The organism is Mammaliicoccus sp. N-M50 (assembly GCF_022386995.1).
Classification (GTDB): Bacteria; Bacillota; Bacilli; order Staphylococcales; family Staphylococcaceae; genus Mammaliicoccus; species Mammaliicoccus sciuri_A.
Window position 1 is genome coordinate 1 of record NZ_JAJNJA010000017.1, and the last position, 16,984, is coordinate 16,984.

Consider the following 16,984-nt stretch of genomic DNA (forward strand, 5'->3'; position numbering starts at 1 on the left):
TCGTGGCATGGCGAAAATCCGTAGATCTGAAGAGATCTGCGGTTCTTTTTATATAGAGCGTAAATACATTCAATGCCTTTGAGTGTATTTTTTGCCGTATTGATACTTTGATATCTTGTCTTTCTTACTTTAATATGACGGTGATCTTGCTCAATGAGGTTATTCAGATATTTCGATGTACAATGACAGTCAGGTTTAAGTTTAAAAGCTTTAATTACTTTAGCTATTGCTACTTTCGTTGAAGGTGCCTGATCTGTAATTACCTTTTGAGGTTTACCAAATTGTTTAATGAGACGTTTGATAAACGCATATGCTGAATGATTATCTCGTTGCTTACGCAACCAAATATCTAATGTATGTCCCTCTGCATCAATGGCACGATATAAATAGCTCCATTTTCCTTTTATTTTGATGTACGTCTCATCAATACGCCATTTGTAATAAGCTTTTTTATGCTTTTTCTTCCAAATTTGATACAAAATTGGGGCATATTCTTGAACCCAACGGTAGACTGTTGAATGATGAACGTTTACACCACGTTCCCTTAATATTTCAGATATATCACGATAACTCAATGCATATCTTAGATAGTAGCCAACGGCTACAGTGATAACATCTTTGTTAAATTGTTTATATCTGAAATAGTTCATACAGAAGACTCCTTTTTGTTAAAATTATACTATAAATTCAACTTTGCAACAGAAGCTCTTCTTTAGACACATTAGGCGTTGTTAATGTTAAAAATATAAAATCCTTCTGCTGATCCTGTTTAATATATTTCATCATCAACGATAAACCCAGCGCATCTTTCCTCGCTTTACGCCATGCACACATTGGACAAAATCGATTTTTACAAGGGTTCGCTTTATATAATTTTTGTTTTTTTTAGGTTTTATCAGCCACAAAAGACAAAAATGTATTACAATCCCTCACATAATCCATCTGATCTTCTCCAATATATCCTTGAATGAATTTTTGAAATGCTTGATTTCTACGTTTTTTCTCAGTATACTTATCCATGTTATAATACACAAAAACAACTTAGTTCTACTCTAACTAAGACCCATAAAAAAAGTTGCTTTTTCCCCTTTCTATGTATGTTTTTTACTAGTCATTTAAAACGATACATTAATAGGTACGGAAAAACAACTTTTTTTTGTGCTTAAAACCAGTCATATCAATAACTCAAGACAAGAAGAAACTCGTTTCACTCGTTCTAAAAAACGTTTTATCATTATTCACAATTTATCAAAAGTAATAGAATCATAAACAACCCATGGTCCTTGAAGCGCTCTTTCATAAGTGATATTTACTGAAACAGTCTCATTTATACAAACATATTTACCTTTATTAGCAAAATCATGATTATATAAAATTTTTATATCAAAATCTATTGTAAAGTTAGATTCTGTAAAGTCATTTCTATTTATATACATGGCACCTAATAATAAAGCTGAAAAAATATTTGGTAATCTCAATTCGAATGAATCCCCGCCATCAAGAACTGATATTTTTTCTTTTGTCGTTTCTTCCAAACCAAAAACTTTATCCCAACCATAAGTATCATTACCAAACATATCTTTTTCTATATCAAAATTGTTTTCTTTTTCTTCTGATGCTTTACTTAATAAAAATTCAAAAGTATCATTTTTCCTCACATCAATAGATACAGACAAATCTGTAATTCTTACTTTCGTTGTATTTATAAATTTCAATAAAACATCATATTCCTGTAGCTTTTCGTAACCGTCAATATCCCAATCAATACCTATGTAATCTACAGTTTGTTTATTTTGAGATTCTAAAAAAAGTTGAGGTCTTAAAAGAATATTATCTTTTTTTCTCTGATAAAACACAGTATACATTGAAATACCTAAAGCAAAAATAGATATTCCTAAAGAAATATAAGCGATCAATTCAAGCAACCCCTTTAAATTAGTTTAAATAATCATATCAATTTTCAGAAGAATAAGTACTCAAATTATTAAAAATTTATTCCAATTGCTTTATTGACGTTGAGCCTCGGAACCCTTAACAATCCCAAAACTTGTCGAATGGTCGGCTTAATAGCTCACGCTATGCCGACATTAGTCTACAAGTTTAGTTAAGGGTTCTTCTCAACATCAATAAATTTTCTCGGTATAAATGCGTGTTCTATTTTTTATACATTGCTCACTACGTATTTTGATGTTTTTAAATTCTTTTCAGATTCTCTGCTAAGAGCATAAGGGGACACAATGCCACTACGTGTCACTCAGCATAGCTGAGGTATCTTCTTATGCTTTATACATCTCTTTTAAGCCATGTTAAAACCAAACAGATCATACGCCTAAGACACATATTCCAATTTTAAAATGTATAACCTGTATAAAAGTTTCCTGGCATCGTCAGAACTTGTATTCAGATTCTTTACAAGCCACTTATATCAACGTTTATAAAATTATAGATTCTGATAGATTCTAAAAAACAGCTTATAGATTCTATAATCAACTTTATTTTTTGACTTTATACATTCTCATACATGCTTTATTTTGAATTTTAAGGGGTCATTTTAAATAAATAGGGGTAAATCATATAGTTTTATATCCAAAAACTTATACACGCTCTTAAAACGCAAATATGAGCCAAATAAATATATTCTCATTTCACAAACAAAAAATATGCAAAACCAGTGACTAATTTTTTAGACACTGCCCATTTACATGCAAATTTAAAAATTGGCATGAAAAGTGGGTAACCATGCTGGTTAAACGCTATAGTTCCCGCAGAGGCTAAAAACATAAAAAAACGCTAGCTTTTTAGCTAACGTTTCGCATTTTTTAAATAATAATTTTGTTTTTCGAAATTCCAAATTGCCATCTTCAGCATCGTCTAAATTTAAAATTTTATGTTTTTGTTTAAGCAAACCACCATAACTCAACATACGTTTTCGGTATAAACCTTTTTCAAATCATTCACGATTTACTGATTAAAAATATTATATTTCGCCATATTTTGTCTTCTCATATCGGCTGAATAGCGTTCTTCAAGTTCACTTAAAATCGTCTTCATTAAATACCCTTGCATCGAACTGAGTGTTTCTTTTTGGCCTTTAACACCTCTATCATGTATCGCTTTTTTAACTCTTTTTAAAGATATTAATATTTCATCTTCAATATGTTCTAACATATAATACGTATCATCGTGATTTGAGTTAAACGATTTTTTGGCTTTAAGAATAATAGCTTTTATCATTTTTAAATCTCTATAATCATAATTTAATAAATAATTCGTTAATTGATCTGGGAATTCTTGTAATAGAATTTCTTTATAATCTTTATCATCCAAATTATTTGAAAATTGATTTGTGTGATTTGAATGATTGCTTATTTTATTTTTAGCCGCTATATCATTCAAGTCATTCATATCATTATTCTTAGTCTTTATATAATCAGTATTATTTAAGTTAGTATCATTAGATTTTGATTTTCGAAATTCTTGTTTTTTGATTTTCAAAACTCTTGAATTTTGATTTTCACTATTCTGGAATTTTGATTTTCGAAATTCCTTGTTGTTACTGGTTTTGGAAGGCTTTTTTGGTTCTAATATATATATCTTATTAGGTTTGTTTAAACCTATTCTTTCTTGTTCTAATAAATTAAAATTTTCTAATTCCTTTTTAATTTTAGTTACTTTTTGAGTTCCGCAATTTAAAAGTTCACATAAATCTTTAGTAGTAAATATTAAATATACATTCCCATTTTCATCAATCCAGTTATTCATTTTAGATAATTCAAAACGATCTCTAAACATACAGTAGGCAATTTTTGAAGAATCACTAAGTTTTCTAAAATATTCATCTTCAAATAAAAATTTATAAAGTTTATAAAATCTTTCTTGTTCAAATTCTTGTATTGTAATTCTTTTGAAATTTGACATAATAAAAACCTCTTTCCGAATTTTAGTATGGTAAGAGGTAATAAAACGCTTTTATATAGCTTTACATTTATTTAACGATTTAAGTTCTTGCACTAAGGTGTCATTCATTATATAATACAAGTATAAAATTGATATTAAACAAACGTGCCGCAACGTTTTATTACCAAACCCCGACTATTACCAGTAGTTGGGGTTTTTAATGTGTTAAGACTATTATAGCACTTTAAACAAGGTTATAAAAGGAGAAAATAAGAGTTTGTCAAGGGTTGATAAAGGTTTGTCAATGACTATAAACCTTTGACAAACCTTTGACGAAATAAAATCATTTCATCTTTTATAACTTTGAATATAAAACATCATAAGTTTATAATATAGCATAAAGGGTTGATAAACATTTTATAAAGGGTTGATTATATGAAAAGTGTGAAAATCTTAAGTGAAGAATTAGGGGTTAGTAAGCAAACAATTTTTAATAACATTAAACGATTGAATATAGAGACATTGAAACAGGAAAATACTTCCTTTATTAAAGAAGATACGGATATAGAAAAAATTATTCAAAGGGTAAATGAAAATAAAAAGAAATATGGTTTTGAAAGTACTGCAGAAGACAAACAAAAAAAAGAGTCAGATAATAATGTTGAATCCAAAAGTAATGCTCAAATAGTAGAAATCCTTAAAAAACAGATTGATACTTTAAATGATCAAATTGAAAGACAAGAAAGTCGTCATGAAACAACAATTGAATTTTACAGAAAAGAGTTGCAAGAAAGGTCAAAATTGCTTGAAAATCAACAAGTATTAGCATTAGAAAGTAATAAAAAAATTCAAAAGTTAGAGAATCAATTAGAAGAAGAAAGACAGCTTAATTACTCTTTTGATAAAGTGACTAATGATAGAGAAAATATTAATGCACAAGAAGCCGATTTTACTGAAGAACCTAAAAATACTAACCAACAACAAGAGGAAAATCAAACAACGGATTATAGTGTTATATCTGGAGAGAATAAGGATGAAGATATAAAAAAAGTTACTACAGAGGAAGAGAAACGAGCTAAAGAACAAGAAAGTGAGACTAATAATGAGGTGGAGCAGCCATCTAAAAAAGGATTTTGGAGTCGTTTGTTTGGTAACTAATTATATTAAAAAGGGGTCCCGAGCGCCTACGAGGAATTTGTATCGATAAGAAATAGATTTAAAAATTTCGCTGTTATTTTGTACATTTAACTTGACGGTGACATCTCTCTATTGTGAGTTATTAGTGGTACAGTTTTCAACCGTTTTAATTATAAAAAAGTGGTGCATTTTTAAATTGGCACAAACAGGTAACGGTTATTGCAGGTGTATTTCTTATCTATGGGTTTAACATGGATTTTATCATTAAAATCATGAGTATTGTCCGAGAGTGATTGGTCTTGCGTATGGTTAACCCTAAAGTTATGGAAATAAGACTTAGAAGCAAACTTAAGAGTGTGTTGATAGTGCATTATCTTAAAATTGTGTATAATAGGAATTGAAGTTAAATTAGATGCTAAAAATTTGTAATTAAGAAGGAGGGATTCGTCATGTTGGTATTCCAAATGCGTAATGTAGATAAAACATCTACTGTTTTGAAACAGACTAAAAACAGTGATTACGCAGATAAATAAATACGTTAGATTAATTCCTACCAGTGACTAATCTTATGACTTTTTAAACAGATAACTAAAATTACAAACAAATCGTTTAACTTCTGTATTTATTTATAGATGTAATCACTTCAGGAGTGATTACATGAACAAAAATATAAAATATTCTCAAAACTTTTTAACGAGTGAAAAAGTACTCAACCAAATAATAAAACAATTGAATTTAAAAGAAACCGATACCGTTTACGAAATTGGAACAGGTAAAGGGCATTTAACGACGAAACTGGCTAAAATAAGTAAACAGGTAACGTCTATTGAATTAGACAGTCATCTATTCAACTTATCGTCAGAAAAATTAAAACTGAATACTCGTGTCACTTTAATTCACCAAGATATTCTACAGTTTCAATTCCCTAACAAACAGAGGTATAAAATTGTTGGGAGTATTCCTTACCATTTAAGCACACAAATTATTAAAAAAGTGGTTTTTGAAAGCCATGCGTCTGACATCTATCTGATTGTTGAAGAAGGATTCTACAAGCGTACCTTGGATATTCACCGAACACTAGGGTTGCTCTTGCACACTCAAGTCTCGATTCAGCAATTGCTTAAGCTGCCAGCGGAATGCTTTCATCCTAAACCAAAAGTAAACAGTGTCTTAATAAAACTTACCCGCCATACCACAGATGTTCCAGATAAATATTGGAAGCTATATACGTACTTTGTTTCAAAATGGGTCAATCGAGAATATCGTCAACTGTTTACTAAAAATCAGTTTCATCAAGCAATGAAACACGCCAAAGTAAACAATTTAAGTACCGTTACTTATGAGCAAGTATTGTCTATTTTTAATAGTTATCTATTATTTAACGGGAGGAAATAATTCTATGAGTCGCTTTTGTAAATTTGGAAAGTTACACGTTACTAAAGGGAATGTAGATAAATTATTAGGTATACTACTGACAGCTTCCAAGGAGCTAAAGAGGTCCCTAGCGCCTACGGGGAATTTGTATCGATAAGGAATAGATTTAAAAATTTCGCTGTTATTTTGTACAATAAGGATAAATTTGAATGGTACCATAAACGATCGTTTTTGATACAAACCCTCTTAACTTAATATTAAGAGGGTTTTCTTGGATATCGAAGTCTAAAAACTTGTGTTATAATCAATGTATCATAAATACCAAAAAATATGAGTTTTCAGACGATGAGAGCCGCGTTTATTTGCATCAAGAACTAGATTTCATTAGTAAGTACTCATAAAACGATTAAAAGAGGTGGTATTCAAATGGCTAAAATTGGTTATGCACGTGTATCAACACAAGATCAAAGTCTTGATGGACAGATTGATACACTTGAGGAATATGGTTGTGAACGTATCTTTAGCGAGAAAGCGAGTGGTCGCAAAACGAAACGAACGGAACTTGATAAATGCTTAGATTATTTACGTGAAGGCGATATTTTAGTTATCTATAAACTAGATCGTCTTGGCCGAACAACCAAGCAATTAATTGAGTTATCTCAATGGTTAGATGATAATAGTATTGATTTACATATTATAGATATGAACGTATCAACCAAAGATGCGATGGGCAAGATGTTCTTTACTATGATGAGTGCATTTGCGGAACTTGAAGCTAACTTATTAAGTGAACGAACTAAAAAAGGACTAGAAGCAGCAAGAGCAAGAGGGCGAAAAGGCGGCAGACCTTCATTGCCTGACCATAAGAAAAGAGAAATTAAATTTCTATACGATGAACAAAAACTTACAGGCGAAGAGATTGCTAAACAAACAGGAGTGAGTCGTTCTACTGTATATAGAATAATAAAAATGAAGTAGTAAAAACAAATAATCACAGAAAGAAAACTAATGAAAGGAGAATCTTCAAATTAGAGATTCTCCTTTCATTAGTTTTTATAATCTATATTATAATTTAACGAGAATTTTTGCTTGTGATTTATCGTTTACAAGTTGTTCAAATCCTGACTCCACAATATTATCTAGCTCTATTTCATCAGTAATAACATCTTTAACTTTTAAATTACCTTCATTAATTAAATCTATTGTTTGTTGAAATGTAGTAGGTGTATAAGCAATCGTTGAAGTAAGTTTTACACCTGTATTAGTTAATTGCATTGGATTCCATTCAATAGGATGACCAAATATAGACACTATAACGACAGTACCTCTTGCTTTAGTAACGTCTATAGCAGATTTAAGTGTTGGTGCTACACCAGCTACTTCAAATGCTACATCCACGCCATTATCTGTATGTTTATTAATAACATCACTTGGGTTTGATTCACCAGAATTGATAGTATGAGTAGCACCTATTGCTTTAGCTTTATTCAATCTTTCTTCTGATAAATCAAAAACAAATATCTTACTTGCACCTGCAGCTTTAGCTGCTATGACTGTTAATAAACCGATTGGACCTGCACCAAAAATAGCAACAGTATCGCCAAATAGAACTTCGCCTTCTTTAATTGCTTGAACTGCAACAGCGGTTGGCTCTACAAGAGCGCCTTCTTTATCAGAAACCTTATCTGGTAGCTTATAAACGTTCTCTTCTGGGACATTTGTAAATTCTGCAAATCCACCATCAGAACCTAAACCTATAAATGAATAACCATCGTAAAGATCAATATTTTCTTCTTTTTCACGATTTGAAACTGTAGGATTAATGACAACACGATCGCCTTTATTAAATTTTGTAACCTTAGAACCAATATCATCTACTACACCTGCAAATTCGTGGCCTAATGTAACGGGCGCTTTTTGGCCAAGGAACGGGTCAGGTTTGTCTGTTGAAATAAATATAGGGCCTTCTAAGTATTCATGTAAATCTGTCCCACAAATGCCAGCCCAAGACACTTTAACTTGAACCTCATTATCTTGTAACTCTTTAGATTTTCGATCTTCAACTCGTACATCCTTTTGACCATACCAAACTGCTGCTTTCATTGATAAAACCTCCTTGTTTTAGTTAATTTAATAGTATACCTTTTAAAAGTTACTTTGCAACAGAACCACTTTTATAATAACTTATGTTTGCGGGTTCTGTTGCAAAGTAAAAAAATATAGCTAACCACTAATTTATCATGTCAGTGTTCGCTTAACTTGCTAGCATGATGCTAATTTCGTGGCATGGCGAAAATCCGTAGATCTGAAGAGACCTGCGGTTCTTTTTATATAGAGCGTAAATACACTCAATACCTTTTAAAGTATTCTTTGCTGTATTGATACTTTGATACCTTGTCTTTCTTACTTTAATATGACGGTGATCTTGCTCAATGAGGTTATTCAGATATTTCGATGTACAATGGCAGTCAGGTTTAAGTTTAAAAGCTTTAATTACTTTAACCATTGCTACCTTCGTTGAAGGTGCCTGATCTGTAATTACCTTTTGAGGTTTACCAAATTGTTTAATGAGACGTTTGATAAACGCATATGCTGAATGATTATCTCGTTGCTTACGCAACCAAATATCTAATGTATGTCCCTCTGCATCAATGGCACGATATAAATAGCTCCATTTTCCTTTTATTTTGATGTACGTCTCATCAATACGCCATTTGTAATAAGCTTTTTTATGCTTTTTCTTCCAAATTTGATATAAAATTGGGGCATATTCTTGAACCCAACGGTAGACCGTTGAATGATGAACGTTTACACCACGTCCCCTTAATATTTCAGATATATCACGATAACTCAATGCATATCTTAGATAGTAGCCAACGGCTACAGTGATAACATCCTTGTTAAATTGTTTATATCTGAAATAGTTCATACAGAAGACTCCTTTTTGTTAAAATTATACTATAAATTCAACTTTGCAACAGAACCAAAAACGTTATATCGTGTGTGGTTTTGTAAATCTCGATTATGTCCAATGTGCAACTGGAGGAGAGCAATGAAACATGGCATTCAGTCACAAAAGGTTGTTGCTGAAGTTATTAAACAAAAGCCAACAGTTCGTTGGTTGTTTCTCACATTAACAGTTAAAAATGTTTATGATGGCGAAGAATTAAATAAGAGTTTGTCAGATATGGCTCAAGGATTTCGCCGAATGATGCAATATAAAAAAATTAATAAAAATCTTGTTGGTTTTATGCGTGCAACGGAAGTGACAATAAATAATAAAGATAATTCTTATAATCAGCACATGCATGTATTGGTATGTGTGGAACCAACTTATTTTAAGAATACAGAAAACTACGTGAATCAAAAACAATGGATTCAATTTTGGAAAAAGGCAATGAAATTAGACTATGATCCAAATGTAAAAGTTCAAATGATTCGACCGAAAAATAAATATAAATCGGATATACAATCGGCAATTGACGAAACTGCAAAATATCCTGTAAAGGATACGGATTTTATGACCGATGATGAAGAAAAGAATTTGAAACGTTTGTCTGATTTGGAGGAAGGTTTACACCGTAAAAGGTTAATCTCCTATGGTGGTTTGTTAAAAGAAATACATAAAAAATTAAACCTTGATGACACAGAAGAAGGCGATTTGATTCATACAGATGATGACGAAAAAGCCGATGAAGATGGATTTTCTATTATTGCAATGTGGAATTGGGAACGGAAAAATTATTTTATTAAAGAGTAGTTCAACAAACGGGCCAGTTTGTTGAAGATTAGATGCTATAATTGTTATTAAAAGGATTGAAGGATGCTTAGGAAGACGAGTTATTAATAGCTGAATAAGAACGGTGCTCTCCAAATATTCTTATTTAGAAAAGCAAATCTAAAATTATCTGAAAAGGGAATGAGAATAGTGAATGGACCAATAATAATGACTAGAGAAGAAAGAATGAAGATTGTTCATGAAATTAAGGAACGAATATTGGATAAATATGGGGATGATGTTAAGGCTATTGGTGTTTATGGCTCTCTTGGTCGTCAGACTGATGGGCCCTATTCGGATATTGAGATGATGTGTGTCATGTCAACAGAGGAAGCAGAGTTCAGCCATGAATGGACAACCGGTGAGTGGAAGGTGGAAGTGAATTTTGATAGCGAAGAGATTCTACTAGATTATGCATCTCAGGTGGAATCAGATTGGCCGCTTACACATGGTCAATTTTTCTCTATTTTGCCGATTTATGATTCAGGTGGATACTTAGAGAAAGTGTATCAAACTGCTAAATCGGTAGAAGCCCAAACGTTCCACGATGCGATTTGTGCCCTTATCGTAGAAGAGCTGTTTGAATATGCAGGCAAATGGCGTAATATTCGTGTGCAAGGACCGACAACATTTCTACCATCCTTGACTGTACAGGTAGCAATGGCAGGTGCCATGTTGATTGGTCTGCATCATCGCATCTGTTATACGACGAGCGCTTCGGTCTTAACTGAAGCAGTTAAGCAATCAGATCTTCCTTCAGGTTATGACCATCTGTGCCAGTTCGTAATGTCTGGTCAACTTTCCGACTCTGAGAAACTTCTGGAATCGCTAGAGAATTTCTGGAATGGGATTCAGGAGTGGACAGAACGACACGGATATATAGTGGATGTGTCAAAACGCATACCATTTTGAACGATGACCTCTAATAATTGTTAATCATGTTGGTTACGTATTTATTAACTTCTCCTAGTATTAGTAATTATCATGGCTGTCATGGCGCATTAACGGAATAAAGGGTGTGCTTAAATCGGGCCATATTGTTGTATAAGTGATGAAATACTGAATTTAAAACTTAGTTTATATGTGGTAAAATGTTTTAATCAAGTTTAGGAGGAATTAATTATGAAGTGTAATGAATGTAACAGGGTTCAATTAAAAGAGGGAAGCGTATCATTAACCCTATAAACTACGTCTGCCCTCATTATTGGAGGGTGAAATGTGAATACATCCTATTCACAATCGAATTTACGACACAACCAAATTTTAATTTGGCTTTGCATTTTATCTTTTTTTAGCGTATTAAATGAAATGGTTTTGAACGTCTCATTACCTGATATTGCAAATGATTTTAATAAACCACCTGCGAGTACAAACTGGGTGAACACAGCCTTTATGTTAACCTTTTCCATTGGAACAGCTGTATATGGAAAGCTATCTGATCAATTAGGCATCAAAAGGTTACTCCTATTTGGAATTATAATAAATTGTTTCGGGTCGGTAATTGGGTTTGTTGGCCATTCTTTCTTTTCCTTACTTATTATGGCTCGTTTTATTCAAGGGGCTGGTGCAGCTGCATTTCCAGCACTCGTAATGGTTGTAGTTGCGCGCTATATTCCAAAGGAAAATAGGGGTAAAGCATTTGGTCTTATTGGATCGATAGTAGCCATGGGAGAAGGAGTCGGTCCAGCGATTGGTGGAATGATAGCCCATTATATTCATTGGTCCTATCTTCTACTCATTCCTATGATAACAATTATCACTGTTCCGTTTCTTATGAAATTATTAAAGAAAGAAGTAAGGATAAAAGGTCATTTTGATATCAAAGGAATTATACTAATGTCTGTAGGCATTGTATTTTTTATGTTGTTTACAACATCATATAGCATTTCTTTTCTTATCGTTAGCGTGCTGTCATTCCTGATATTTGTAAAACATATCAGGAAAGTAACAGATCCTTTTGTTGATCCCGGATTAGGGAAAAATATACCTTTTATGATTGGAGTTCTTTGTGGGGGAATTATATTTGGAACAGTAGCAGGGTTTGTCTCTATGGTTCCTTATATGATGAAAGATGTTCACCAGCTAAGTACTGCCGAAATCGGAAGTGTAATTATTTTCCCTGGAACAATGAGTGTCATTATTTTCGGCTACATTGGTGGGATACTTGTTGATAGAAGAGGTCCTTTATACGTGTTAAACATCGGAGTTACATTTCTTTCTGTTAGCTTTTTAACTGCTTCCTTTCTTTTAGAAACAACATCATGGTTCATGACAATTATAATCGTATTTGTTTTAGGTGGGCTTTCGTTCACCAAAACAGTTATATCAACAATTGTTTCAAGTAGCTTGAAACAGCAGGAAGCTGGTGCTGGAATGAGTTTGCTTAACTTTACCAGCTTTTTATCAGAGGGAACAGGTATTGCAATTGTAGGTGGTTTATTATCCATACCCTTACTTGATCAAAGGTTGTTACCTATGGAAGTTGATCAGTCAACTTATCTGTATAGTAATTTGTTATTACTTTTTTCAGGAATCATTGTCATTAGTTGGCTGGTTACCTTGAATGTATATAAACATTCTCAAAGGGATTTCTAAATCGTTAAGGGATCAACTTTGGGAGAGAGTTCAAAATTGATCCTTTTTTTATAACAGGAATTCAAATCTTTTTGTTCCATTAAAGGGCGCGATTGCTGAATAAAAGATACGAGAGACCTCTCTTGTATCTTTTTTATTTTGAGTGGTTTTGTCCGTTACACTAGAAAACCGAAAGACAATAAAAATTTTATTCTTGCTGAGTCTGGCTTTCGGTAAGCTAGACAAAACGGACAAAATAAAAATTGGCAAGGGTTTAAAGGTGGAGATTTTTTGAGTGATCTTCTCAAAAAATACTACCTGTCCCTTGCTGATTTTTAAACGAGCACGAGAGCAAAACCCCCCTTTGCTGAGGTGGCAGAGGGCAGGTTTTTTTGTTTCTTTTTTCTCGTAAAAAAAAGAAAGGTCTTAAAGGTTTTATGGTTTTGGTCGGCACTGCCGACAGCCTCGCAGAGCACACACTTTATGAATATAAAGTATAGTGTGTTATTATACTTTACTTGGAAGTGGTTGCCGGAAAGAGCGAAAATGCCTCACATTTGTGCCACCTAAAAAGGAGCGATTTACATATGAGTTATGCAGTTTGTAGAATGCAAAAAGTGAAATCAGCTGGACTAAAAGGCATGCAATTTCATAATCAAAGAGAGCGAAAAAGTAGAACGAATGATGATATTGACCATGAGCGAACACGTGAAAATTATGATTTGAAAAATGATAAAAATATTGATTACAACGAACGTGTCAAAGAAATTATTGAATCACAAAAAACAGGTACAAGAAAAACGAGGAAAGATGCTGTTCTTGTAAATGAGTTGCTAGTAACATCTGACCGAGATTTTTTTGAGCAACTGGATCCAGGAGAACAAAAACGATTTTTTGAGGAAAGTTATAAATTATTTTCCGAACGATATGGCAAGCAAAATATTGCTTATGCAACAGTTCATAATGATGAGCAAACCCCTCACATGCATTTAGGTGTTGTGCCTATGCGTGATGGAAAACTGCAAGGAAAAAATGTGTTTAATCGTCAAGAACTGTTATGGCTACAAGATAAATTCCCCGAGCATATGAAAAAACAGGGTTTTGAGTTGAAGCGTGGTGAACGTGGCTCTGACCGTAAACATATTGAGACAGCTAAATTTAAAAAACAAACTTTGGAAAAAGAGATTGATTTTCTAGAAAAAAATTTAGCAGTTAAAAAAGATGAATGGACTGCTTATAGCGATAAAGTTAAATCAGATTTAGAAGTACCAGCGAAACGACACATGAAAAGTGTTGAAGTGCCAACGGGTGAAAAGTCCATGTTTGGTTTGGGAAAAGAAATAATGAAAACAGAAAAGAAACCAACCAAAAATGTTGTTATATCGGAGCGTGATTATAAAAACTTAGTGACTGCTGCGAGAGATAACGATAGGTTAAAACAGCATGTTAGAAATCTCATGAGTACTGATATGGCGAGAGAATATAAAAAATTAAGTAAAGAACATGGGCAAGTTAAAGAAAAATATAGTGGTCTTGTAGAGCGATTTAATGAAAATGTAAATGATTATAATGAGTTGCTTGAAGAAAACAAGTCTTTAAAGTCTAAAATAAGCGATTTAAAGCGTGATGTGAGTTTAATCTATGAAAGCACTAAGGAATTCCTTAAGGAACGTACAGACGGCTTAAAAGCCTTTAAAAACGTTTTTAAGGGGTTTGTAGACAAGGTAAAGGATAAAACAGCACAATTCCAAGAAAAACACGATTTAGAACCTAAAAAGAACGAATTTGAACTAACTCATAACCGAGAGGTAAAAAAAGAACGAAGTCGAGATCAGGGAATGAGTTTATAAAATAAAAAAAGCACCTGAAAAGGTGTCTTTTTTTGATGGTTTTGAACTTGTTCTTTCTTATCTTGATACATATAGAAACAACAAGTTTTTATTTTTATAGTTTACATCGCGTTTAAAGTGTTGGTGTGATTGGCTTTATAAGGTTAATGAACCTTTAAAAATCCTTGCACAGAAAAATACCCTATGTTATTGTTTAAGTTACCACACAAAAACAAATTTACATAGGGGGTTTCTGTATTAATTATGTGCAATAATAATAGCATTAATTCAGATGAAAAATCAAGTGTACTAATCGACAAAACAAAAAGTGGAAAAATAAGACCTTGGCGAGAAAAGAAAATGGCAAATGTAGATTATTTTGAACTCTTGCATATTCTTGAATTTAAAAAGGCTGAACGTGTAAAAGATTGTGCAGAGGTACTTGAATATAAAGTGAGTTATGAAACGGGAGAAAAAACGTGGTTCTGTTGCAAAGTAAAAAAATATAGCTAACCACTAATTTATCATGTCAGTGTTCGCTTAACTTGCTAGCATGATGCTAATTTCGTGGCATGGCGAAAATCCGTAGATCTGAAGAGACCTGCGGTTCTTTTTATATAGAGCGTAAATACATTCAATACCTTTTAAAGTATTCTTTGCTGTATTGATACTTTGATACCTTGTCTTTCTTACTTTAATATGACGGTGATCTTGCTCAATGAGGTTATTCAGATATTTCGATGTACAATGACAGTCCGGTTTAAGTTTAAAAGCTTTAATTACTTTAGCCATTGCTACCTTCGTTGAAGGTGCCTGATCTGTAATTACCTTTTGAGGTTTACCAAATTGTTTAATGAGACGTTTGATAAACGCATATGCTGAATGATTATCTCGTTGCTTACGCAACCAAATATCTAATGTATGTCCATCTGCATCAATCGCGCGATACAGATAACACCACTGTCCTTTAATTTTGATATATGTCTCATCAACACGCCACTTATAATACGCTTTTTTATGTTTTTTCTTCCAAATTTGATACAAAACGGGAGCATATTCTTGAACCCAACGGTAGACCGTTGAATGATGAACGTTTACACCACGTTCCCTTAATATTTCAGATATATCACGATAACTCAATGCATATCTTAGATAGTAGCCAACCGCTACAGTGATAACATCCTTGTTAAATTGTTTATATCTGAAATAGTTCATACAGAAGACTCCTTTTTGTTAAAATTATACTATAAATTCAACTTTGCAACAGAACCAGTTAAACAATGTTATGCCAAGTTACAATGTTTTTATCCGTAAAGACGAGTTAGATTATAGATAGAAATAATATTCAAAAGAGAAATGAATGAGGACTTTGCATTTCTCCACTCACCGATGTTATAATTTAGTTAACAAGGAAACTAGCATAGATGCACCAATCCCCTCACTACGGCAATAGTGAGGGGATTTTTTAGGTGTGGCTATGGTCGCCTATTTATTATTGCGATTACGTAGCCAATGCGTAAATAACGCAATAATACAACCACTGATGACTGTGGTCGTGATGTGAACAAGGATTTCTAGCATAGATTAGCACCTCCTCTCTGCGTCGGAATTGACGCCTGAGAGATAGACGACTTGTATATTATATCATCTACGAATATACGATGATAGGTAGCTTCTGATAAGTGATCTGGTTCTGTTGCAAAGTTGATTTTGTAGTATAATTTTAACAAAAAGGAGTATGCTATATGAACTATTTCAGATATAAACAATTTAACAAGGACGTCATCACTGTAGCCGTTGGCTACTATCTAAGATATGCGCTTAGTTATCGTGATATATCTGAAATACTAAGAGAACGTGGTGTCAACGTTCATCATTCAACGGTCTACCGTTGGGTTCAAGAATATGCTCCCGTTTTGTATCAAATTTGGAAGAAAAAACATAAAAAAGCGTATTATAAGTGGCGTGTTGATGAGACATATATCAAAATTAAAGGACAGTGGTGTTATCTGTATCGCGCGATTGATGCAGATGGACATACATTAGATATTTGGTTACGCAAAAAACGAGATCATCAATCAGCATATGCGTTTATTAAGCGCCTTATTAAACAATTCGGTAAACCTCAAATGATAATTACAGATCAAGCACCTTCAACGAAGGTAGCCATGGCTAAAATAATTAAAGTGTTTAAGTTGAAACCTAACTGTCATTGCACATCTAAATATCTCAATAACTTCATTGAACAAGATCATCGTCACATTAAGGTGAGAAAGACAAGATATCAAAGTGTCAATACGGCAAAAAATACACTCAAAGGCATTGAATGTATTTACGCTCTATATAAAAAGAACCGCAGATCTCTTCAGATCTACGGATTTTCGCCATGCCACGA

At 32.8% G+C, this 16,984-nt stretch carries 18 protein-coding genes and 2 pseudogenes; 11 read left to right on the forward strand and 9 right to left on the reverse strand.

Annotated features, from left to right (window positions below; translation table 11 throughout):
* The 5 genes and pseudogenes from LQ622_RS14705 to LQ622_RS14720 form a co-directional block, all read right to left on the reverse strand.
* On the reverse strand, positions 1–650 hold a 650-nt coding region (locus LQ622_RS14705; RefSeq protein ID WP_239775458.1), incomplete at its 3' end, for an IS6-like element IS257 family transposase.
* Between the two features lie 52 nt (positions 651–702).
* A pseudogene (locus LQ622_RS14710) lies at positions 703–1,020 on the reverse strand (protein rep); the annotation flags it as partial.
* A 218-nt stretch (positions 1,021–1,238) separates the two neighbouring features.
* Entirely contained in the window at positions 1,239–1,916 is a 678-nt protein-coding gene (locus LQ622_RS14715) for a hypothetical protein (RefSeq protein WP_031796899.1), read from the reverse strand.
* Between the two features lie 886 nt (positions 1,917–2,802).
* Positions 2,803–2,947 (reverse strand): annotated as a pseudogene (locus tag LQ622_RS15250) (protein rep); the annotation flags it as partial.
* A 14-nt stretch (positions 2,948–2,961) separates the two neighbouring features.
* Positions 2,962–3,918 carry a replication initiator protein A gene (locus tag LQ622_RS14720; protein WP_031837636.1) on the reverse strand — a complete coding sequence of 319 codons (957 nt, stop codon included), beginning with the start codon at positions 3,916–3,918 and terminating at the stop codon, positions 2,962–2,964.
* 414 nt (positions 3,919–4,332) lie between these two features.
* Between LQ622_RS14720 and LQ622_RS14725 the strand changes: the two genes are divergently transcribed.
* From LQ622_RS14725 to LQ622_RS14740, 4 genes are all read left to right on the forward strand, one after another.
* Positions 4,333–5,055 carry a DUF536 domain-containing protein gene (locus LQ622_RS14725; protein ID WP_021286096.1) on the forward strand — a complete coding sequence of 241 codons (723 nt, stop codon included), beginning with the start codon at positions 4,333–4,335 and terminating at the stop codon, positions 5,053–5,055.
* Between the two features lie 428 nt (positions 5,056–5,483).
* Positions 5,484–5,567 (forward strand): 23S rRNA methyltransferase attenuation leader peptide, encoded by an 84-nt coding sequence (locus LQ622_RS14730; RefSeq protein WP_001814874.1) that lies wholly within the window; start codon positions 5,484–5,486, stop codon positions 5,565–5,567.
* A gap of 124 nt (positions 5,568–5,691) precedes the next feature.
* Positions 5,692–6,429, forward strand: a complete 738-nt coding sequence (erm(B), locus tag LQ622_RS14735; protein ID WP_002292226.1) for a 23S rRNA (adenine(2058)-N(6))-methyltransferase Erm(B) — start codon at positions 5,692–5,694, stop codon at positions 6,427–6,429.
* A 405-nt stretch (positions 6,430–6,834) separates the two neighbouring features.
* The gene (locus LQ622_RS14740) at positions 6,835–7,386 is read left to right on the forward strand and encodes a recombinase family protein (RefSeq protein ID WP_031837637.1); all 552 of its coding nucleotides are present in this window, start codon (positions 6,835–6,837) and stop codon (positions 7,384–7,386) included.
* An 87-nt stretch (positions 7,387–7,473) separates the two neighbouring features.
* Here LQ622_RS14740 and LQ622_RS14745 read toward each other — a convergent pair whose 3' ends face one another.
* Both LQ622_RS14745 and LQ622_RS14750 read right to left on the reverse strand, forming a co-directional pair.
* Positions 7,474–8,511, reverse strand: a complete 1,038-nt coding sequence (locus LQ622_RS14745; RefSeq protein ID WP_031837638.1) for a 2,3-butanediol dehydrogenase — start codon at positions 8,509–8,511, stop codon at positions 7,474–7,476.
* Positions 8,512–8,662: 151 nt separating this feature from the next.
* Positions 8,663–9,337 carry an IS6-like element IS257 family transposase gene (locus tag LQ622_RS14750; RefSeq protein WP_001106022.1) on the reverse strand — a complete coding sequence of 225 codons (675 nt, stop codon included), beginning with the start codon at positions 9,335–9,337 and terminating at the stop codon, positions 8,663–8,665.
* A gap of 72 nt (positions 9,338–9,409) precedes the next feature.
* Between LQ622_RS14750 and LQ622_RS14755 the strand changes: the two genes are divergently transcribed.
* From LQ622_RS14755 to LQ622_RS14775, 6 genes are all read left to right on the forward strand, one after another.
* The gene (locus LQ622_RS14755) at positions 9,410–10,168 is read left to right on the forward strand and encodes a protein rep (RefSeq protein ID WP_224666181.1); all 759 of its coding nucleotides are present in this window, start codon (positions 9,410–9,412) and stop codon (positions 10,166–10,168) included.
* Positions 10,169–10,336: 168 nt separating this feature from the next.
* Positions 10,337–11,098, forward strand: coding sequence for an aminoglycoside O-nucleotidyltransferase ANT(4')-Ia (gene aadD1, locus LQ622_RS14760; RefSeq protein ID WP_001014230.1), 762 nt, complete (start codon positions 10,337–10,339; stop codon positions 11,096–11,098).
* 210 nt (positions 11,099–11,308) lie between these two features.
* On the forward strand, positions 11,309–11,371 hold the full coding sequence (locus LQ622_RS15255) for a tetracycline resistance efflux system leader peptide (protein WP_012779615.1): 63 nt from the start codon (positions 11,309–11,311) through the stop codon (positions 11,369–11,371).
* 33 nt (positions 11,372–11,404) lie between these two features.
* Entirely contained in the window at positions 11,405–12,781 is a 1,377-nt protein-coding gene (gene tet(L), locus LQ622_RS14765; RefSeq protein ID WP_001574277.1) for a tetracycline efflux MFS transporter Tet(L), read from the forward strand.
* 566 nt (positions 12,782–13,347) lie between these two features.
* Positions 13,348–14,610 (forward strand): MobV family relaxase, encoded by a 1,263-nt coding sequence (gene mobV, locus LQ622_RS14770; protein ID WP_000119405.1) that lies wholly within the window; start codon positions 13,348–13,350, stop codon positions 14,608–14,610.
* 243 nt (positions 14,611–14,853) lie between these two features.
* On the forward strand, positions 14,854–15,102 hold the full coding sequence (locus LQ622_RS14775; RefSeq protein WP_049948302.1) for a protein rep: 249 nt from the start codon (positions 14,854–14,856) through the stop codon (positions 15,100–15,102).
* 27 nt (positions 15,103–15,129) lie between these two features.
* Here LQ622_RS14775 and LQ622_RS14780 read toward each other — a convergent pair whose 3' ends face one another.
* Both LQ622_RS14780 and LQ622_RS14785 read right to left on the reverse strand, forming a co-directional pair.
* Entirely contained in the window at positions 15,130–15,804 is a 675-nt protein-coding gene (locus LQ622_RS14780; RefSeq protein ID WP_001106006.1) for an IS6-like element IS257 family transposase, read from the reverse strand.
* 270 nt (positions 15,805–16,074) lie between these two features.
* Positions 16,075–16,170 carry a type I toxin-antitoxin system Fst family toxin gene (locus LQ622_RS14785; protein ID WP_000889978.1) on the reverse strand — a complete coding sequence of 32 codons (96 nt, stop codon included), beginning with the start codon at positions 16,168–16,170 and terminating at the stop codon, positions 16,075–16,077.
* 164 nt (positions 16,171–16,334) lie between these two features.
* On the opposite strand from LQ622_RS14785, the gene LQ622_RS14790 reads away from it, so the two are divergent.
* A partial coding sequence (locus LQ622_RS14790) for an IS6 family transposase (protein WP_239775460.1) occupies positions 16,335–16,984 on the forward strand: 650 nt, incomplete at its 3' end.